This is a genomic window from Kitasatospora sp. NPDC101157 (assembly GCF_044768255.1).
In the GTDB taxonomy this organism is placed as follows: domain Bacteria; phylum Actinomycetota; class Actinomycetes; order Streptomycetales; family Streptomycetaceae; genus Kitasatospora.
This window is the reverse complement of record NZ_JBIWPL010000001.1, coordinates 687,555-707,579: the sequence shown is the minus strand read 5'-3', so window position 1 is coordinate 707,579 and position 20,025 is coordinate 687,555. Positions and strand designations below refer to the sequence as shown.

17 protein-coding genes are annotated in these 20,025 nt (G+C 70.5%); 8 read left to right on the top strand and 9 right to left on the bottom strand.

Features of this window, described 5'->3' with window-relative positions:
• Nucleotides 1–5: 5 nt before the first annotated feature.
• Nucleotides 6–560 carry a Uma2 family endonuclease gene (locus ACIRVF_RS03225; protein ID WP_402812822.1) on the top strand — a complete coding sequence of 185 codons (555 nt, stop codon included), beginning with the start codon at nt 6–8 and terminating at the stop codon, nt 558–560.
• A 30-nt stretch (nt 561–590) separates the two neighbouring features.
• On the opposite strand, the gene ACIRVF_RS03220 is transcribed toward ACIRVF_RS03225, so the two are convergent.
• The 8 genes from ACIRVF_RS03220 to ACIRVF_RS03185 form a co-directional block, all read right to left on the bottom strand.
• The gene (locus ACIRVF_RS03220; protein WP_402812819.1) at nt 591–1,868 is read right to left on the bottom strand and encodes a thymidine phosphorylase; all 1,278 of its coding nucleotides are present in this window, start codon (nt 1,866–1,868) and stop codon (nt 591–593) included.
• Between the two features lie 97 nt (nt 1,869–1,965).
• Nucleotides 1,966–2,358, bottom strand: coding sequence for a cytidine deaminase (locus tag ACIRVF_RS03215; RefSeq protein WP_402812817.1), 393 nt, complete (start codon nt 2,356–2,358; stop codon nt 1,966–1,968).
• Nucleotides 2,355–3,620: an ABC transporter permease gene (locus tag ACIRVF_RS03210; protein ID WP_402812814.1), complete on the bottom strand. Its 1,266-nt coding sequence runs from the start codon at nt 3,618–3,620 to the stop codon at nt 2,355–2,357. The genes ACIRVF_RS03215 and ACIRVF_RS03210 overlap by 4 nt, the downstream gene beginning before the upstream one ends.
• Nucleotides 3,617–4,777 (bottom strand): ABC transporter permease, encoded by a 1,161-nt coding sequence (locus tag ACIRVF_RS03205; protein ID WP_402812811.1) that lies wholly within the window; start codon nt 4,775–4,777, stop codon nt 3,617–3,619. Before ACIRVF_RS03205 ends, ACIRVF_RS03210 begins: the two co-directional genes overlap by 4 nt.
• Before the next feature lie 3 nt (nt 4,778–4,780).
• Entirely contained in the window at nt 4,781–6,445 is a 1,665-nt protein-coding gene (locus tag ACIRVF_RS03200; RefSeq protein ID WP_402812988.1) for an ABC transporter ATP-binding protein, read from the bottom strand.
• A 210-nt stretch (nt 6,446–6,655) separates the two neighbouring features.
• Complete coding sequence (locus ACIRVF_RS03195; RefSeq protein WP_402812808.1) at nt 6,656–7,714, bottom strand: BMP family protein; 1,059 nt, start codon at nt 7,712–7,714, stop codon at nt 6,656–6,658.
• Between the two features lie 254 nt (nt 7,715–7,968).
• Nucleotides 7,969–9,255, bottom strand: coding sequence for an amidohydrolase (locus ACIRVF_RS03190; protein WP_402812805.1), 1,287 nt, complete (start codon nt 9,253–9,255; stop codon nt 7,969–7,971).
• 242 nt (nt 9,256–9,497) lie between these two features.
• A complete protein-coding gene (locus ACIRVF_RS03185) occupies nt 9,498–11,096 on the bottom strand; it encodes a methylmalonyl-CoA mutase (RefSeq protein ID WP_402812803.1) in 1,599 nt (532 codons plus the stop codon).
• A 174-nt stretch (nt 11,097–11,270) separates the two neighbouring features.
• On the opposite strand from ACIRVF_RS03185, the gene ACIRVF_RS03180 reads away from it, so the two are divergent.
• The 7 genes from ACIRVF_RS03180 (at nt 11,271) to ACIRVF_RS03150 (ending at nt 18,262) form a co-directional block, all read left to right on the top strand.
• The gene (locus tag ACIRVF_RS03180) at nt 11,271–12,026 is read left to right on the top strand and encodes an SDR family oxidoreductase (protein WP_402812801.1); all 756 of its coding nucleotides are present in this window, start codon (nt 11,271–11,273) and stop codon (nt 12,024–12,026) included.
• Between the two features lie 77 nt (nt 12,027–12,103).
• Nucleotides 12,104–13,747 carry an alpha/beta hydrolase gene (locus ACIRVF_RS03175; protein WP_402812799.1) on the top strand — a complete coding sequence of 548 codons (1,644 nt, stop codon included), beginning with the start codon at nt 12,104–12,106 and terminating at the stop codon, nt 13,745–13,747.
• Between the two features lie 290 nt (nt 13,748–14,037).
• Entirely contained in the window at nt 14,038–14,523 is a 486-nt protein-coding gene (locus tag ACIRVF_RS03170) for a 2-oxo-4-hydroxy-4-carboxy-5-ureidoimidazoline decarboxylase (RefSeq protein WP_402812797.1), read from the top strand.
• A gap of 295 nt (nt 14,524–14,818) precedes the next feature.
• Nucleotides 14,819–15,199 (top strand): succinate dehydrogenase, cytochrome b556 subunit, encoded by a 381-nt coding sequence (gene sdhC, locus ACIRVF_RS03165; RefSeq protein WP_033332398.1) that lies wholly within the window; start codon nt 14,819–14,821, stop codon nt 15,197–15,199.
• Nucleotides 15,200–15,206: 7 nt separating this feature from the next.
• A complete protein-coding gene (sdhD, locus tag ACIRVF_RS03160) occupies nt 15,207–15,698 on the top strand; it encodes a succinate dehydrogenase, hydrophobic membrane anchor protein (protein ID WP_402812795.1) in 492 nt (163 codons plus the stop codon).
• A gap of 51 nt (nt 15,699–15,749) precedes the next feature.
• The gene (gene sdhA, locus ACIRVF_RS03155) at nt 15,750–17,492 is read left to right on the top strand and encodes a succinate dehydrogenase flavoprotein subunit (RefSeq protein ID WP_402812793.1); all 1,743 of its coding nucleotides are present in this window, start codon (nt 15,750–15,752) and stop codon (nt 17,490–17,492) included.
• Nucleotides 17,492–18,262, top strand: coding sequence for a succinate dehydrogenase iron-sulfur subunit (locus ACIRVF_RS03150; RefSeq protein WP_402812791.1), 771 nt, complete (start codon nt 17,492–17,494; stop codon nt 18,260–18,262). The genes sdhA and ACIRVF_RS03150 overlap by 1 nt, the downstream gene beginning before the upstream one ends.
• A 63-nt stretch (nt 18,263–18,325) precedes the next feature.
• Here ACIRVF_RS03150 and ACIRVF_RS03145 read toward each other — a convergent pair whose 3' ends face one another.
• Nucleotides 18,326–19,957, bottom strand: coding sequence for a hypothetical protein (locus tag ACIRVF_RS03145; protein ID WP_402812788.1), 1,632 nt, complete (start codon nt 19,955–19,957; stop codon nt 18,326–18,328).
• Nucleotides 19,958–20,025: the final 68 nt, after the last annotated feature.

Genomic DNA, 20,025 nt, shown 5'->3' with positions numbered 1-20,025 from the left:
GGGATATGAGCGTCGATCCTGCAGTGTTCGCCCGGTTGCGTGAGATCGCGGATCAGCTGCCGCAGGTGCCGGGGATAGGGAAGGTCGAGATCGCCGAGGGCGAGATCGTCATGATGATGTCGCCGGTCATGCGACACGAACTCGCTGTACTGCTCATCGCCAGACAGCTCAATGCGCAGTTGCCGACGACCCACCCGACCCATATCGCGTACCACGGTGCGGACCTGGTGGACGTCGGCCTCGGTCAACTGCGCAATCCGGATCTGATGGTCTTCCCCGAGGCGGTCTTGGCGAGCGAGCAGTCTGCGGTTCTCCCGCACCAGGCCCTGCTCGCCGTGGAAATCGTCTCCAAGTCCAACCCTGAGAACGACTACCTCAACAAGGTCCGCGACTACTCCGCCATGGGCATTCCGTACTACCTGCTCGTGGATCCCCGCACAGGCACCGGCATCGTGCATTCGGAACCTGGCTACGAGTCCCGCGAGAAGTTCGTCTTCGGTGACAAGATCGCCGTCGGTCCCTGGACGATCGACACCAGCGGTCTGCTCACGTACGCCTGATCCGGCGTACGTGAGCAGACCTCAGGTTCCTCAGGCGATGCGGTCGAGCACGATCGGGTTCGGGGTGAACGCCGTGCCCTCCGGGCTGACCTCGATGCCGCCGGCCAGCGCCTCGATGGCGTAGTCGTAGCGCTCCGGGGTGTCGGTGTGGAGGGTCAGCAGGGGCTGACCGGCCACCACGGTGTCGCCGGGCTTGGCGTGCATCTCGACACCTGCGCCGGCCTGCACCGGGTCCTCCTTGCGGGCGCGGCCGGCGCCCAGGCGCCAGGCGCAGACGCCGACCGCGTAGGCGTCCAGCGCGGTGAGCACGCCGGAGGCGGGCGCCGGGATGACGTGCTGCTCGCGGGCGACCGGGAGCGGGGCGTCGACGTCGCCGCCCTGGGCGGAGATCATCCGGCGCCAGTGGTCCATCGCGGAGCCGTCGCGCAGGGCGTCGGCCGGGTCCTTGCCGTGCACACCGGCCGCGGCGAGCATCTCGCGGGCGAGCGCGAGGGTGAGCTCGACGACGTCGGCCGGGCCGCCGCCGGCCAGGACCTCGACGGACTCGCGGACCTCCAGCGCGTTGCCCGCGGTGAGGCCGAGCGGGGTGGACATGTCGGTGAGCAGGGCGACGGTGTTGACCCCGGCGGTGGTGCCCAGGCCGACCATGGTGCGGGCGAGCTCGCGGGCGTCGTCGATGTTCTTCATGAAGGCGCCGGAGCCGACCTTGACGTCCAGCACCAGCGCGCCGGTGCCCTCGGCGATCTTCTTGGACATGATCGAGGAGGCGATCAGCGGGATGGCCTCGACGGTGCCGGTGACGTCGCGCAGCGCGTACAGCTTCTTGTCGGCGGGCGCGAGGCCGTCGCCGGCCGCGCAGATGACCGCGCCCGCGTCGCGCAGCACGTCCATCATCTCGTCGTTGGAGAGCAGGGCGCGCCAGCCGGGGATGGACTCCAGCTTGTCCAGGGTGCCGCCGGTGTGGCCGAGGCCGCGGCCGGACAGCTGCGGGACGGCGGCGCCGCAGGCGGCGACCAGCGGGGCGAGCGGGAGGGTGATCTTGTCGCCGACGCCGCCGGTGGAGTGCTTGTCGCTGGTGGGCAGCGGCAGCGAGGAGAAGTCCATCCGGACGCCCGAGCGGATCATCGCCTCGGTCCAGCGGCTGATCTCGTGCGGCTTCATGCCGTTCAGCAGGATCGCCATGGCGAGCGCGGACATCTGCTCGTCGGCGACCTCGCCGCGGGTGTAGGCGTCGATGACCCAGTCGATCTGAGCGTCGCTCAGCTCTCCGCGGTCGCGCTTGGTCCTGATGACGGAGATGGCATCCATGCGTGCTCCAAGAGGGGGGTTCAAAAGCGAAGAGTGTCGCGAGATGACCGGGTTTCGGCCCACTCGCGACACTCTACGCGCGTAACAATTGCAGATGCTAGAGCCGCTCCGGCCCGAACGCGTCGGGCAGGACCTCGCTCATCGGCTTCACGCCGGAGGGCAGCTCGATCAGCAGCCCGGGGCCGCCGTGCTCGTACAGCAGCTGGCGGCAACGCCCGCAGGGCATCAGCAGTTCGCCCGCGCCGTCGACGCAGGTGAAGGCGACCAGCCGGCCGCCGCCGGAGGCGTGCAGCGCGGACACCAGCCCGCACTCGGCGCACAGCCCGAGCCCGTACGAGGCGTTCTCCACGTTGCAGCCGCTGACCAGCCGGCCGTCGTCCACCAGCGCGGCCGCCCCGACCGGGAACTTGCTGTACGGGGCGTACGCGTGGCCCATCGCCTCGCGCGCGGCCTCGCGCAGCCGCGCCCAGTCGATCACGAGGGCCGTCACTTGCCCTGGCCCTTGCGGTAGATCTGGCCGTCGGCCTTCGGCATCCGCAGTCGCTGCGAGGCCAGCGAGAGCACCACCAGGGTGATCACGTACGGCGTGGCGACGATCAGCGGACGCTGCACCTCGTCGGTCAGCGCGTACCAGGCGCCCAGACCGCCGGCCACCACGAGGGAGATCACCGTCGCGGTGAACTTGCGGCGGTACAGCTGCCACAGGGCGAGCAGCGCCATGGCGATCGAGACGGTCAGGATCAGCACGTGGACCGACTCCGGGTCGCGCAGCTGGAGGCTGTCGGTGAAGCCGAACAGGCCGGCACCCATGGCGAGACCGCCGGGCATCCAGTTGCCGAAGATCATCGCCGCGAGGCCGATGAAGCCACGACCCAGGGTCTGGCCGTCCTTGTAGAAGTGCGAGGCGACCAGCGAGAGGTACGCACCGCCGAGGCCCGCGAAGGCACCGGAGGCGATGACCGCCAGGTACTTGTACTTGTAGACGTTGACGCCCAGCGACTCCGCCGCGGTCGGGTTCTCACCGCAGGAGCGCAGCCGCAGGCCGAACACCGTGCGCCACAGCAGGAAGTAGCTGGCCACGATCAGCACGGCGGCCAGCACCACGACCACCGAGAGGTTGGTGACCAGGCCGCCGAGCACGCCGGCGATGTCGGAGACCAGGAACCAGTGGTGGTTCTCGATGGTCTTCAGGCCCGAGGACAGCCCCGGAACGGTGATGTACGGCAGCGGATCCGCCGGCGGGGACTGGTTCGCCCCGGCACCGACCGCGATGTAGTCCTTGTAGTAGATCCGGTTGACGTACGCGCAGATGCCGGGGATCAGCAGGTTGATGCCGACGCCGGAGACGATGTGGTCGACGCCGAAGGTGACGGTGATGATCGCGTGCAGCAGACCGCCGAGCGCGCCGCCGAGCATGCCGGCCAGCAGACCGACCCACGGGTTGACCAGGTAACCGGCCCAGGCACCGCAGAAGGTGCCGGCGACCATCATGCCTTCGAGGCCGATGTTGACCACGCCGGCCCGCTCGGACCAGAGACCGCCCAGACCGGCCATGCCGATCGGCACGGCGGCGCCGAGCGCGGCGGAGACCTGACCGGAGGAGGTCAGCGAGTGGTTGCCGGTGGCCATGCCCACGGCGGCGAACAGGACCAGGGCGCCCGCGATCAGGAGCAGGACGACCGGCCAGGACACCTTGTGCTTCTTCGCGGGTGCGCCCGGCGCCTTCGGACGAGCAGCGGTGGCGGTGCTCACGCGGACACCTCCTTCTTCTCAGTGGCCGCGGCCTGGGCGGCGAGCTGGGCGCCGACCTTCTGCTGCTGGCGCTTCAGGCCGTAGCGGCGCACCAGCTCGTACGCGACGACGACGCAGATGACGATGGTGCCCTGCATGACCGCGACGATCTCGAACGGGAAGGCCCCGTTCTGCGGCAGCGGCAGCTGGTTGCCGGTGGCGTCCAGGAACGCGAACAGCAGCGCGGCGAAGGCCATGCCGATCGGGCTGTTCCGGCCGAGCAGGGCGATTGCGATGCCCAGGAAGCCGAGGCCGCTCTGGAAGCTCTGCCCGTAGTAGTACGAGTTCTGCAGCAGCTCGGGCAGGCCGATCAGACCGGCGATCGCGCCGGAGACCACCATCGAGATGACGACCATCTTCTTGACGTTCACGCCGGACGCGGTCGCGGCGGCCTCGGAGCGGCCGGTGGCCCGCAGGTCGAAGCCGAAACGGGTGCGGGTCAGGGTGAACTGGAACAGCACGCCCACCAGGACGGCGATGAAGAGGAAGCCCCAGAGGTCGCCACCCGCGGTCGGGAGCGTGAAGAAGTGACTGGAGTCCGAGACCTGCTCGGTCTGGATCGAGTTGCTCGTGCCGCTCACCTTCGGCGCGAAGACGCCGGGGACGAGCAGCAGGCCGACGATCGCGACCGAGATCGAGTTCAGCATGATGGTCGAAATGACCTCGCTGACCCCGCGGTAGACCTTCAGCAGACCGGCGATGCTCGCGTACAGACCGCCGACCAGCATGGCGGTGACCAGAAGCAGCGGGATCTGGATGAACGACGGCAGGTCGACCTGGGCGCCGACGAAGGCCGCGAACAGCGCCGCGAGCCGGTACTGGCCTTCGACGCCGATGTTGAACAGGTTCATCCGGAACCCGAACGCGGCGGCCGCGGCGGCCAGGTAGTACGTGGTGGAGCGGTTGAGGATCGCCACCTGGCCGTCCGACTTGGTGGCGTACGTGATCATCACGTTCCACGCGTCGAACGGGTTCTTGCCCGAGGTCGCCAGCAGGACGGAGCAGATCGCGACGGACAGCACGACCGCGAGCACCGGCGCGGCCAGTGCGAGCACGATCCGCTCACCGCTGATCCGCTGCGCGAAGCTGCGCTTGGCGGCGGGGTTGGGACTGGTCATGGGTTACTCCCCCGCCTGCGGCTTGTCGGCGGTGTCGGTGTGCGGGTGCTGGTCCGCCGCCTCGGTGCCCTCCGCGGCGACAGCCTGCGCCTCGGCGAGGGCCTCCGGGTCGGACTCCAGGTGGCCGGCGGCGGCACCGGTCATCGCGGTGCCGAGGTCCTCGGCGGTGACGGTGGCCGGGTCGGCGTCGGCGACCAGGCGGCCGCGGTAGATGACCCGGATGGTGTCGGAGAGGCCGATCAGCTCGTCCAGGTCGGCCGAGATCAGCAGGACGGCCAGGCCCTCCCGCTGGGCGGAGCGGATGTGCTCCCAGATCTGCGCCTGGGCACCGACGTCCACACCGCGGGTCGGGTGAGCGGCGATCAGCAGCTTGGGCTGGTGGCTCATCTCGCGGCCGATGATCAGCTTCTGCTGGTTGCCACCGGAGAGCGAGGCCGCGGTGACCTCGATGCCGGGGGTGCGGACGTCGTAGTCCCGGACGATCCGCAGGGTGTCCTCGCGGGCCGCGGCGGGCTTGAGCAGCAGACCGCTGGAGTTGGGCTGCTCGGTGACGTGGCCGAGGATCCGGTTCTCCCAGAGCGGGGCCTCCAGCAGCAGGCCGTGCTTGTGGCGGTCCTCGGGGATGTAGCCGATGCCGGCCTCGCGGCGGGCCCGGGTGAGGGTGCCGGAGAGGTCCTTGCCGTCCAGGGTCACGGTGCCGCCGTCCAGCGGCAGCATGCCCATGATGGCCTCGACCAGTTCCGCCTGGCCGTTGCCCTCGACACCGGCGATGCCGAGGATCTCGCCCTTGTGGATGCGCAGCGAGATGTCGTCCAGGACGACGCGCTCGATGCCCTCGGCGTCGGTCTTGGCGATCCGCAGGTCCTCGACCCTGAGCATCTCCGTGGTGGTGACGGTCGACTCGCGGCTCTCCGGGGAGGGCAGCTCGGCGCCGACCATCATCTCGGCCAGCTGACGGGCGGTGACCGCCTTCGGGTCGGCGTCGCCGACCGTGGTGCCGCGCCGGATGACGCTGATCGCGTCGGCCACGGCCAGCACCTCGTGCAGCTTGTGCGAGATGAAGATGACCGTGACGCCCTCGGACTTGAGCTCGCGCAGGTTGTCGAACAGCGCGTCGACCTCCTGCGGGACGAGGACGGCCGTGGGCTCGTCGAGGATCAGGATCTTGGCGCCGCGGTACAGCACCTTGAGGATCTCGACGCGCTGGCGGTCGGCGACGCCGAGGTCCTCGACCAGGGCGTCCGGGCGCACGCCCAGGCCGTACTGGTCGGAGATCTCCTTGATCTTCGCCTTCGCCTTCGCACCGATGCCGTGGAGCTTCTCGCCGCCGAGGACGACGTTCTCCAGCACGGTGAGGTTGTCGGCGAGCATGAAGTGCTGGTGCACCATGCCGATGCCGCGGGCGATGGCGTCGCCGGGGGTGTGGAACTCGCACTGCTCGCCGTTGATCGCGATGGTGCCCTCGTCCGGCCGCTGCATGCCGTAGAGGATCTTCATCAGCGTCGACTTGCCTGCGCCGTTCTCACCCATCAGGGCGTGCACGGTGCCGGTGCGGACGGTGAGGTTGATGTCGTGGTTGGCCACGACGCCGGGGAAGCGCTTGGTGATGCCGCGCAGTTCGACGGCCGCTGTCGCCGTCCCCGCGCTGGGGGTGCCGTCCTTGCGCAGGGGGACGGGGTCTGATGCGGTGATGGCGATCTCCTGGTGGTCTGGAGGCGCGTCGTTGCGCTCGGAGGGCCAAGGGGGGATACGGGGGGACGGAACGGGGCCCGGGGGTACGCGTTGAGCGCACCCTGCCGGGCCCCTCCCGTGAACTGTGTCGATCGTCGCGCTACCGGGCAGGCGGCAGGCGCAGGTCGCGTCCGAGACGCGCGGACCTCAGGAGGTCGGCGCGGTCGGGATGGTGGTGGCGCCGCTGGTGATGGCGTCGCCGGCGGCCTTCAGCTTGTCCTGGATGTCGTCGATCTTGCCGCCGGTGGTGGCGAGCGAGACACCGTTGGCCTTCAGGTCGAAGAGCTTGATGCCGGTGAACGGCGTGCCCTTCTTGACCGAGTCGATGTACGCGTAGACCGCGTTGTCGACGTTCTTGACCATCGAGGTCAGGATGTTGTTCTTGAACTTCGCCAGGGCCGGCTGGCTGGCCTGGTCGGAGTCGACACCGATGGCCCACTTGCCCGCGTTGGCGACGGCCTCGATGGCGCCGTTGCCGGAGGAGCCGGCGGCGGAGTAGATGACGTCCGCGCCCTTGTCGAGCTGGCCCTGGGCGGCCTCCTTGCCCTTGTCGGGCGAGTTGAAGCCGGAGAAGTCCGGGGGCGTGGTGAGGTAGGTCGTCTCGATCTGGATGTTCGGGTCGACGGACTTGGCGCCCGCCTTGTAACCGGCCTCGAACTTCTTGATCAGCTCGGACTGCACACCACCGATGAAGCCGATGTGGTGGGCCTTCGACTTGTTGGCAGCGGCGACACCGGCGAGGTACGAACCCTCCTGCTCGGCGAAGAGCAGCGAGGTGACGTTGGCCGGCTGGTCCTTGTCGTTCGAGTCGATGATCGCGAACTTGACGTTCGGGTTGTCCTTCGCGACCTTGTCGACCGCCTGCTGGTACACGAACCCGACGGCGACGATGGTCTTGTAGCCACCGTCGATCAGGTTCTTCAGGCGGGTCTCCTTGTCGGCCTCGGCCTCACCGGTCTTGGCCTCGGCCTCGGTGACGTTGACGCCCAGGTCGGCCTTGGCCTTGTCCAGACCGCGCGCGGCGGAGTCGTTGAAGGACTGGTCGCCACGGCCGCCGATGTCGTAGGCCATACCGACCTTGAGGGCGTCGGAGGACGACCCGGAGGAGGCGTTGGTGTCAGTGCTCTTTGCGCCGCAAGCGGCGAGCGAGGCCATGCCCAGGGAACCCGAGAGCACAACCGCGGCGAGCTTCATTGAACGGCGCAAGGGAGTATCTCCTTCTCACACGCACCCGTTTAGCGTGGTCGGACGCCACCGTAACGCGCGTAGAACACGGTTGGGTTACGGGCTGCCGGAGCATTCGGGTTGTTATCAAACCGTGGTCTGAGGCCCCACCGAAGGCTCTTTTCCCGTGCGCGGACGGTGATCCGAGTCTTGGTCCGGCCCAGTTTACGGAACCGTTCCGGCACTCCGGATCTCGACGACCCGCTCACGGGTCGACCACATACCCCCGGGAGCGGTCAGATCCCGCCGTCCTCCAGGGCCAGCGTCGAGAAGAGCTCCACGCCCACGCCGATCGCCCGCTCGTCAACGTCGAACCGGCCCTGGTGGAGGTCGCGGACGGTGCTGTCGCCAGGGGCACGGACGCCCAGCCGGGCCAGCGCGCCCGGGGCGTGCTCCAGGTACCAGGAGAAGTCCTCGCCGCCCAGGCTCTGTTCGGTGCCCTCCACCACCTCGGCGCCGCCCGGTCCGCCGGTCGGCTCGTGACCCTCGCCTCCGCCGCCGAACCGGGCGGTCATCGCCGCCTCCAGCCGGGCGACCGAGACCGCCTCGTTGACCACCGGCGGCACCCCGCGGTGGTAGTCCAGCGTCCACTTGGCCCGGTAGGTCTCGGCGAACTTGGCGATCAGCTCGTGCAGCAGGTCCGGCGCCTCGCGCCAGCCGTCCAGCTCCAGGCAGCGGACGGTGCCCTCCAGCTCGGCGTGCTGGGGGATGACGTTGGGCGCGGCACCGGAGGCGATCCGGCCCCAGACCAGGCTGACGCCCCAGCGCGGGTCCATCCGGCGGGCCAGCGCCCCCGGCAGGTCGGCGGCCATCCGGGCGATCGCGGTCACCAGGTCGGTGGTCAGGTGCGGGCGGGCGGTGTGGCCGCCGGGGCCGTCCAGGTGCAGCACCAGCCGGTCGCAGGCCGAGGTGATCGCTCCGACCCGCAGGGCGATCCGGCCGACCTCCACCTTCGGGTCGCAGTGCACCGCGTAGATCCGGCCGACGCCGTCCATCCCGCCCGCCTTGATGACGTCCAGCGCACCGCCCGGCATGACCTCCTCGGCCGGCTGGAAGACCAGCCGGACCGGGCGGCGCAGCTCACCGTCGCGGACGGCCTCGGCCAGCACCAGGCCGGTGCCGAGCACCACCGCGGTGTGCACGTCGTGGCCGCAGGCGTGGGCCCGGCCGGGGACGGTCGAGCGGTACGGCACGTCGGTCTTGGCGTCGTCGATCGGCAGCGCGTCGATGTCGGCGCGGAAGGCCAGGAACTCGCCGCCCGGGGCGGTGCCGGGCGGCACGATGTCGACCAGCAGGCCGGTGCCGCCGGGCAGCACCCGCGGTTCCAGGCCCGCCGCCACCAGCCGGTCGCGCAGCAGGTTGGTGGTGCGGAACTCCTGACGGCCCAGCTCCGGGTGCCGGTGCAGGTCACGGCGGAAGGCGATCAGCTCGGGCTCCAGCCTCCGGACCCGTTCGCGCAGTTCGGCGGCGGGGCGTGCGGAGGCGAGAGTGGTGCCCGGCTGAGCGGGCTCAGGACGGTTCATCTCCCCAAGCCTAGGCCCGTTGGGGGGATTTGGCCCGACTTCCGGAAAACTAGTCCCCGGATGGGCGCATACCGGTCGGACAGGTGGGTATGACATCTCGTTTCAGCCGCCTTCCCCGGATTGCTTGATCTGTGCAACGATCCCCCGGGCCGGTGGTCACGGCCGACAGCGACCCCACGGGCGGGGGCGGTTGACGCCCGATCAGGGTCGCTCCCGAACCGCCCCGAGCCGTTCGGGAGCGGTCAGAACCGCTCCACCGGAGCGTAGGTGCCCCACACCCCGCGCAGCGCGTCGCAGACCTCGCCGACGGTCGCCCGGGCGGCCAGCGCCTCCTTCATCGGGTACAGCACGTTCTCCGGCCCCTCCGCCGTACGGCGCAGCGCGTCCAGTGTCCGGGTGACGGCCGTGGCGGAGCGTTCGGCCCGCAGCCGGGCCAGCCGCTCGGCCTGCTGCCGCTCGATCGCCGGGTCCACCCGCAGCGGCTGGTACGGCTCCTCCTCGTCCAGCCGGAAGCGGTTGACGCCGACCACCGTGCGCTCTCCGGAGTCGGTCTCCTGCTGGAGGCGGTAGGCGGTGCGCTCGATCTCGCCCTTCTGGAAGCCCTGCTCGATCGCGGCCACCGCACCGCCCCGCTCCTCCACCCGGGCCATCAGCGCCAGCGCGGCGGCCTCGACGGCGTCGGTCAGCGACTCGACCGCGTAGGAGCCGGCGAAGGGGTCGACCGTGGCGGTCACGTCGGTCTCGTGGGCGAGCACCTGCTGGGTGCGCAGGGCGAGCCGGGCGGCCTTCTCGGTGGGCAGCGCGATCGCCTCGTCGAAGCTGTTGGTGTGCAGCGACTGGGTGCCGCCGAGCACGGCGGCCAGCGCCTGGACCGAGACCCGGACCAGGTTCACCTCGGGCTGCTGGGCGGTCAGCTGCACCCCGGCGGTCTGGGTGTGGAAGCGCAGCATCTGTGAGCGGGGGTCCCGCGCGCCGAACTCCTCCCGCATGATCCTCGCCCAGATCCGGCGGGCGGCGCGGAACTTGGCGACCTCCTCCAGGAGCGTGGTGCGGGCCACGAAGAAGAAGGAGAGCCGGGGCGCGAAGTCGTCCACGGCCATCCCGGCGGCGAGCGCGGTCCGGACGTAGGCGATCCCGTTGGCCAGGGTGAAGGCGATCTCCTGCGCGGGATCGGCCCCCGCCTCGGCCATGTGGTAGCCGGAGATGGAGATGGTGTTCCAGCGCGGGATCTCGGCCCGGCAGTACCGGAACACGTCCGCGACCAGCCGCAGCGAGGGCTGCGGCGGGAAGATGTAGGTGCCGCGGGCGATGTACTCCTTCAGCACGTCGTTCTGCACCGTGCCGGTGAGCGCCGAGGGCGCCACCCCCTGGGCCTCGCCGACCAGCTGGTAGAGCAGCAGGAGCAGGGCGGCGGGCGCGTTGATGGTCATCGAGGTGGACACCCCGTCCAGCGGGATTCCGTCGAAGAGCACCGCCATGTCCTCGACGCCGTCCACGGCCACGCCCACCTTGCCGACCTCCCCGGCGGCGAGCGGGGCGTCCGAGTCGTAGCCCATCTGGGTGGGCAGGTCGAAGGCCACCGAGAGGCCGGTGCCGCCGCCCGCGATCAGCTGGCGGTAGCGGGCGTTGGACTCGGCGGCGGTGCCGAATCCCGCGTACTGGCGCATCGTCCACGGCCGGCCGGTGTACATCGTCGGGTGGACGCCCCGGGTGTACGGGTACTCCCCCGGCCGCCCCAGCCGGGTGTCCGGGTCCCAGCCGGCCAGCGCCTCGGGGCCGTACAGCGGGTCGATCGGGAAACCCGACTCCGAAGAACGGGCTGACTCGGCGGGGCGCGGCATCGGTCCTCCACGGGGCGCGGGATCGGCGATCGGCCCTCCCAACCTAGGGCCGGGCCGGGCGGTGGGCGCGCCCCGCGCCGAAGGGCGCGCCGGGTCGGGAACGCCCGGAGGCGACCGCACGAGAAGCGGTTGAGATGATCGGGTGAACGACCGGATGAGCCCCAGGGAGTGGCAATGACCGAGCAGAAGGTGGCCGTGGTCACCGGTGCCAGCAGCGGGATCGGGGCGGCGACCGCCCGCAGGCTGGCCGACGAGGGCTTCGAGGTGGTGCTGACCGCCCGCCGCACCGAGCGGATCGAGGCACTGGCCAAGGAGATCGGCGAGCGCGGCGGTTCGGCCAGGGCGATCACCCTGGACGTCACCGACCGGGCCGCCGTGGACGCCTTCGCGGCCGAGGTCGGCCGGGTGGACGTCCTGGTGAACAACGCGGGCGGCGCGATCGGCGCGGAGAGCGTCGAGCACGGCGACCCGGCCGACTGGCGGGCCATGTACGAGGTGAACGTGCTCGGCGTGCTGCACGTGACCCAGGCGCTGCTGCCCGCCCTGCGCGCCACCGGTGACGGCACCGTGCTGGTGCTCTCCTCGACCGCCGCTCTGGCCGCGTACGAGGGCGGCGGCGGGTACGTCGCGGCCAAGCACGCCGCGCACACCATCGCCGCGACGCTGCGGCTGGAGCTGTGCGGGGAGCCGATCCGGGTGATCGAGATCGCCCCCGGCATGGTGAAGTCCGAGGGCTTCGCGGTCACCCGCTTCCGCGGCGACGAGGAGAAGGCCGCCGCCGTGTACGCGGGCGTGGCCGAGCCGCTGACCTCCGAGGACATCGCGGACACCGTGGCGTGGGCGGTCACCCGGCCCTCGCACGTCAACATCGACCTGCTGGTGGTCCGCCCGCGGGCGCAGGCCGCCAACCACAAGGTCCACCGCGGCTGACCCGGAGCCCGTCACGGCGGAGCGGCCCGGGCACCCCCGATCGAACACGCGTCGTACACGAGTGGTACACACATGCGATGACGATCTTCCGGGCCGCCCGCCCACGGGTCCTGCTGACCGCCGTGGCGGCAGGCGCCCTCCTGCTCACCTCCGCCTGCGACGACTCCGCCCCGACGGCCCAGGACCGGGCCTCCGGCACCACCGCGCCGGCCGCTGCGAGCCCCTCGGCCACCCCCACCCCGAAGCCCAAGGGCGAGGCCGACCCGGCGCTCAAGCCGTTCTACGGCCAGCAGATCACCTGGGCGGACTGCCCGGCCGACCCCAGGGCCGAGAAGGCGAAGATCGACGTCTCCGGCATGCGGTGCGGCAGGCTGCACGTCCCGCTCGACTACGCCGCCCCCGCCGGGGACACGATCGACCTCGCGCTGATCAAGTACCCGGCGACCGCCAAGGACCAGCGGATCGGCTCGCTGATGGTCAACCCGGGCGGCCCCGGCGCCTCCGGCGTCGAGATGGTCAAGTACGGCGCCAAGGACTTCGAGGGCACCCTGCACACCCGCTTCGACGTCATCGGCTTCGACCCGCGCGGCACCGGCGACAGCTCGCCGGTGGTCTGCTACGACGACAAGCAGCTCGACGCCCTCAACCAGATGGACGCCCCGGACGACCGCGCCGAGCGCAAGGCCGCCCACGTCAAGCAGGCCACCGACCACGCCGCCGCCTGCCAGGCCAGGTCCGGCAAGCTGCTCCCCTTCGTCGGCACCCGCAACACCGCCCGCGACCTGGACGTGCTGCGCGCCGCCGTCGGCGACCGCAAGCTCAACTACCTCGGCATCTCCTACGGCACCTACCTCGGCGCCCTGTACGCCGAGGAGTTTCCGCAGAACACCGGCCGGCTGATCCTGGACGGCGCCGTCGACCCGGCCCAGGACACCATGGACCACGGCGTCGACCAGCAGATCGGCTTCGAGAAGTCCTTCGAGCGCTTCGCCGCCGACTGCGTGGACAACCACGCCGACGAGTGCCCCCTCGGCAAGGACCGGACCAAGGCCGCCAAGAAGGCCGCGGACTTCCTGGACGGCCTCCACGACCACCCGCTGACCGCCAAGGACGGCCGCAAGCTCGGCCGCGACATGGCCTGGACCGGCGTCATCTCCCTGCTGTACGGCGACGAGAAGACCTCCTGGGAGTACCTGCGCAACAGCCTCGGCTGGGCCATGATGCGCGACAAGGGCGACTACCTGATGGCCGCCGCCGACGACTACGACGGTCGCGACGAGAACGGCCACTACAGCCCGATGGACGAGGCCAACGGCGCGATCAGCTGCGCCGACGCCGCCCGTCCCGCGCCCAGCCCCGAGCACGCCAGGCAGGCGGTCGACCGGCTGCTGGCCGAGGCGCCGCTGCTGTCCAAGGGCGTCACGGTGGACGACTACTCCGAGCCGGGCTGCGCCTACTGGCCGTTCAAGACCCAGGAGAAGCCGCACACCATCCGCGCCGAGGGCGCCGCCCCGATCCTGGTGGTCGGCACCACCGGCGACCCGGCCACCCCGTACGCCTCGGCCGAGAAGCTGGCCAAGGGCTTCGCCAGGGCGACCCTGCTCACCCGGGTCGGCGAGGGCCACGGAGCCTTCGGCAAGGGCAGCGCCTGCACCGACCGGGCCATGGCCGCCTACCTGACCGACGGCACCCTGCCGGCCGAGGGCACCCGCTGCGACTGAGCCGTCGCGGATCCGTGGCGGACGAAGGCGGGAGGGCGCTGACGTGCAGGTGTCAACGTCACAACTTGATAGCTCGTCCGGATGAATTCCGCGCGCGCCCTCCCCAACTGATGAGCGCTCAACTACCTTTGAGGGGCTGTCATAACGGCGTCGAACGCCTCTCCGCAGCCCCCGTACTCCAGCTGCTCCACCCCCCACCGGCCCCTTCCCGCCCTCACGAGGAGGACCCGCTGGCCAGCGACATCCCGTCACAGCGGCCCGACGCCAGCACCGAGCCGACCCTCCTCGGGTTGCACCGCTTCAACGAAGCGGACGCCGGCGCCGCCGAGGAGGCCCTGCTGGCCTGCTGCGGCAGCCACCGCTGGGCCCTGCGGCTCACCGCACACCGCCCCTACCCCGACATAGAGTCCCTGCTGGCCGCCGCCAGCGAGGCCTCCTACGACCTGCGCCCGGCCGACCTCGCCGAGGCACTGGCCGACGAGAGCTGGATGCCGCAGCCACTGCTGGGCATGCGCGCACCGGGCAGCCAGGCCGCGCACACCGCGCTGCGGGCGGCCCACGCCGCGTACGAGGCCCGGTTCGGCCACGTCTTCGTGGTCTGCCTGGACCGCGTCGACCCGGAGGAGATGCTCGACACCGTGCTCTCCTCGATCCGCACCCGGCTGGCCAACGACCCGGACGAGGAGCGGCTGATCGCGTCGGACGAGCTCCGGCGGATCGCCCTCACCCGACTGGAGCACCTGGTCGCCACCCATTCGGAGGCCGGGGCGCGCTGAGCCGCACCGCCCCCGCGCCGCCGGACGACCCGTTCGTCCGGCGGCGCCGGCGTGACCGGGCACCGGCGGCCGGAATCCGCTACGAAAGCGCACCGAGCCGTCACCCACAGTGAGTACGGCGGGTTTGGTTCCCGCCCCGCTAGGCCAGAAGTGCCTGATTGATCACACATAGGGGCCCCGGAGGCGGTTCCCGACAAGGCGTCGATAGGATGCTGGCGGCCGGTGGACCGTACCCGGCCGGGCTGACCGACACCGAAGCCGGCCGAGCCCCCAATCGCTTCCGGAGGGTTTTTCCGTGCCGGCTGGAACGCTGTACCGCGGCCGGGAAGGCATGTGGAGCTGGGTGGCTCATCGAGTCACCGGCGTCCTCATCTTCTTCTTCCTGTTCGCCCACGTCCTGGACACCGCACTGGTGCGAGTGTCGCCGGAGTCCTACGACACCGTCATTCAGACGTACAAGACTCCGCTCGTGAACCTGATGGAGTACGGCCTGGTGGCCGCCATCCTGTTCCACGCGCTCAACGGCCTGCGCGTCGTCGCGGTGGACTTCTGGTCCAAGGGCCCGAAGTACCAGAAGCAGATGCTCTGGACCGTCGTCGGAGTCTGGGTCGTCCTGATGGCCGGCTCCTTCTACGGGATCCTGCAGCACACGCTGATCTCCTGGTTCGGGAAGTGAGCTGACCATGTCCACGGAATACTCCGACGCCATCGTCGTCCCCTCGAAGCAGGCGCACACCGGCAAGGGCCTCGGCACCGGCAACCCGGCCGACGCGTTCGTCATCGAGCCGCCGCGCAAGCGGACGGGGAAGACCCCGCGCCGCACCCGCACCAACTTCGAGATGCTGGCCTGGCTCTTCATGCGCCTGTCCGGTGTCGTCCTGGTCGTGCTGATCCTCGGCCACCTGCTGATCATGCTGATCCTGGACGGCGGCGTCTCCAAGATCGGCTTCGCCTTCGTGGCCGGCCGCTGGGCCTCGCCGTTCTGGCAGGGCTGGGACCTCCTCATGCTCTGGCTCGCCATGCTCCACGGCGCCAACGGCATGCGTCAGGTCATCAACGACTACGCCGAGAAGGACTCGACCCGGCTCTGGCTCAAGGGGCTCATGGGTACCGCCACGGTCTTCACCGTGCTGCTCGGCACCCTGGTGATCTTCACCTTCGACCCCAACATCTGAGCCGCGAGCACCATCGACCATCGGCAGAGGCCAGAGGCGAGTTAACCCCCCATGCAGATTCACCAGTACGACACCGTCATCGTCGGCGCCGGCGGCGCCGGCATGCGCGCGGCCATCGAGTCGACGCAGCGCAGCCGCACCGCCGTCCTGACCAAGCTCTACCCGACCCGGTCCCACACCGGCGCGGCCCAGGGCGGCATGTGCGCCGCCCTGGCGAACGTCGAGGAGGACAACTGGGAGTGGCACACCTTCGACACGGTCAAGGGTGGTGACTACCTGGTCGACCAGGACGCCGCCGAGATCATGTGCAAGGAGGCCATCGACGCCGTCCTCGACCTGGAGAAGATGGGTCTGCCCTTCTCCCGCACCGAGCAGGGCCGGATCGACCAGCGCCGCTTCGGCGGTCACTCCCGCAACCACGGCGAGGCCCCGGTCCGCCGCTCGTGCTACGCGGCCGACCGCACCGGCCACATGATCCTCCAGACGCTGTTCCAGAACTGCGTCAAGCACGGCGTCGAGTTCTTCAACGAGTTCTACGTCCTCGACCTGCTGATCAACGAGGGCAAGACGGCCGGCGTCGTCGCCTACGAGCTGGCCACCGGCGAGATCCACGTCTTCCAGGCCAAGGCCGTCGTGTTCGCCTCCGGCGGCACCGGCAAGATGTTCAAGGTCTCCTCGAACGCCCACACCCTCACCGGTGACGGCCAGGCCGTGGCCTACCGCCGCGGTCTGCCGCTGGAGGACATGGAGTTCTTCCAGTTCCACCCGACGGGCATCTGGCGCATGGGCATCCTGCTCACCGAGGGCGCCCGCGGCGAGGGCGGCATCCTGCGCAACAAGGACGGCGAGCGCTTCATGGAGCGCTACGCCCCGGTCATGAAGGACCTCGCGTCCCGTGACGTCTGCTCCCGCGCGATCTACACCGAGATCCGCGAGGGCCGCGGTTGCGGTCCCGAGGGCGACCACGTCTACCTGGACCTGACCCACCTGCCGCCGGAGCAGCTGGACGCCAAGCTGCCGGACATCACCGAGTTCGCGCGCACCTACCTCGGCATCGAGCCCTACACGGACCCGATCCCGATCCAGCCCACCGCGCACTACGCCATGGGCGGCATCCCGACCAACGTCGAGGGTGAGGTCCTGCGCAACAACACCGACGTCGTCCCCGGCCTGTACGCGGCCGGCGAGGTCGCCTGCGTGTCCGTGCACGGCGCCAACCGCCTGGGCACCAACTCCCTGCTGGACATCAACGTGTTCGGCCGTCGCGCGGGCATCGCCGCCGCCGACTACGCCAACGCGAACGAGTTCGTCCCGCTGCCGGAGAACCCGGAAGAGCTGGTCCAGGGCATGGTCGAGAAGCTGCGCGAGTCGACCGGCACCGAGTCCGTGGGGCAGATCCGCAAGGAGCTGCAGGAGACCATGGACGCCAACGCGATGGTGTACCGCACCGGCGCCACCCTGAAGCAGGCGGTCGAGGACATCGCCGCGCTGAAGGAGCGCTACAAGAACGTCTCCATCCAGGACAAGGGCTTCCGCTACAACACGGACCTCCTGGAGGCCATCGAGCTGGGCAACCTGCTCGACCTGGCCGAGGTGCTGGCCGTCTCCGCGCTGGCCCGCGAGGAGTCCCGCGGCGGTCACTACCGCGAGGACTTCCCGACCCGTGACGACGTGAAGTTCATGCAGCACACCATGGCGTACCAGGAGGTCGCCGCCGACGGCAGCACCTCCATCCGCCTCGACTACAAGCCGGTCGTCACGACCCGCTACCAGCCGATGGAGCGTAAGTACTGATGAGCACTCCGACTGTGGAGCACTCGGCCGCTCTGGACGCGGCCGAGGCCGGTGGTATCGAGCTGATCACCGTCACCTTCCGGATCCGCCGGTTCAACCCGGAGGAGCACCCGGACCCGGTGTGGGTCGACTACCAGCTGACGCTGGACCCGAAGGAGCGCGTCCTGGACGCGCTCAACAAGATCAAGTGGGAGCAGGACGGCACCCTCACCTACCGCCGTTCCTGCGCGCACGGCATCTGCGGCTCCGACGCCATGCGGATCAACGGCCGCAACCGGCTGGCGTGCAAGACCCTGATCAAGGACGTCAACCCGGAGAAGCCGATCACGATCGAGGCCATCAAGGGCCTGACGGTCCTCAAGGACCTGGTCGTGGACATGGACCCGTTCTTCCAGGCGTACAAGGACGTCATGCCGTTCCTCATCACCAAGGGGAACGAACCGACGCGCGAGCGCCTGCAGTCCGCCGAGGACCGCGAGCGCTTCGACGACACCACCAAGTGCATCCTGTGCGCCGCGTGCACGTCGTCCTGCCCGGTGTTCTGGAACGACGGCCAGTACTTCGGCCCGGCCGCCATCGTCAACGCGCACCGCTTCATCTTCGACTCGCGCGACGAGGGTGCCGAGCAGCGCCTGGAGATCCTCAACGACCGTGAGGGCGTGTGGCGCTGCCGCACCACCTTCAACTGCTCGGAGGCCTGCCCGCGTGGCATCGAGGTCACCAAGGCGATCCAGGAAGTGAAGCGGGCGCTGGTCACCCGCCGCTTCTGATCCCCGCCTGACACACCGGAGGCCCCGCCCGATCGACCGATCGGACGGGGCCTCCGCGGTTTCCTAGCGCAGGGCGCCGAGGTCCTTCGGGGCGGTCCAGCCGCTGAAGATCACCAGGTGCCGGTCGGCGGTGACGGCCCACAGATCGGGCTTGCCGTCCCCGTTGCCGTCGCCGGAGCTACCCAGGGTCGGGTAGGCGGCGGTGGTGAAGCCGGTGGCGACCACGTTCGCCGAGGGGTCGGCGAGGGCGGAGAAGTCCAGCACGTTGTAGGTCTGCTCGGCGATCGGGTAGGCGTGCAGGGCGCCGTTGGCACGCTCGCGGGCCCACAGGGTGAGGTTGCCGGAGGCGTCCGCGCCGGGGGCGATCAGGTCGTAGCCGCTCCAGTCACCGGTGGTGGCGATGGGCTGGGCGCTCGCGTAGCCGCGGAAGCTCGGGTGGTAGGCGTACAGCTTGCCGTGCTCGACCGAGAGCAGCACCGGGGCGGACGGCTCGGCGGCGGATCCGAGGGCGACCAGCTGGTCGGAGGTGGACCAGTCGGCGGAATAGTCCGACGGGCAGGGGGTCGCGGCCCCGGCCGCGTCGACGCACTGGGTCGACGCGGGCTTGCGGACCAGGGTCGGGGACTGCTGGCTGAAGTCGCCCTGGTGGTTGTTCGCGTAGGAGTAGAGGAAGCCCGGGTTGCCCTTGGGGTGCACCAGCAGGTCGTCGCCGGGGGCGTGGACCGGGGCCCAGCCGCGGTGCAGCACCTGGTCGTCCTGCCAGCCGGCGTGCAGCGGCGAGAGCGCGGCCGGGAGGGTCGAAGACGGGGTGGTGGCCGCGGCGTCGGCGCTGATGACCTGCAGGTTGCCCTGGGCGTCCGGGAGCAGGATGTCCGGCACGCCGTCACCGTCGACGTCGCCCGGGACGGCCGGCTTGGGCCGCGGGTCCCACGGTGCGTAGAAGCTGTAGGTGACCGGCTGGCCGACGTTGCCGGCGTTGTCCATGGCCTGGACGGTCAGGGTGTTGGTGCCCCAGTCCTTGGGCTTCAGGGTGAGCTGGGCGGTGCCGTCCGCGCCGGCCTTCACGGTGTGACCGGAGGCGCAGTCCCAGCCGACGCCGAGGGTGCCGTTCAGCGCGTACTGGTAGCAGGCCACGCCGGAGCCCGAGTCGGTGCCGGTGAGGGTGAAGACGCCGTTCTCGCCCGCGTACTTGGCGGGCGTGCTGCCGGAGCCGCTCGCCGGAAAGTCGGTGGAGGAGACGGACAGGCCCGGCCGGGTGAGGTCGACCTTGAAGTGGCAGGCCGGAGCGGGCTTGCCGCTGCCCGGGGAGTACTCGGGCCAGGCCTGCCAGGAGTAGCTGTGGCCGTCCACCAGGTCGGCGGTGGCCAGCTCGGCCGCTCCGGCGGTGACCTCCGCGGTGCTGTCGGCGATCTTGTCGTGCGCCGGGGTCGAGTCGTCCCAGACCTTGAAGCGCACCTGTGGCGAGGAGGCGGCGACGGTCAGGACGGGGTTGGCCACGCCCAGCCAGCCGGGGGCGGTGGAGTCGTCGCAGGCGTCGGTGTGCAGACCGGTGGCGGCGAAGCCCGGGGCGGGCAGCGCCTTCGGGTCGGTGACCGCCGCGCCGGGGACGGCCGAGGCGACGGGCGCGGTGAGCAGCCCGACCGCGAGGACGGCCGCGGCCACCCCGCCGAGTCTGCGGGCGCGCGAAAGTGTCATGGAGATCCCCACCCCTTGTGAGCAGCGCGTCCGGTACGCGCGTGCGAGCGGTGAGGATCTTTCCAGTG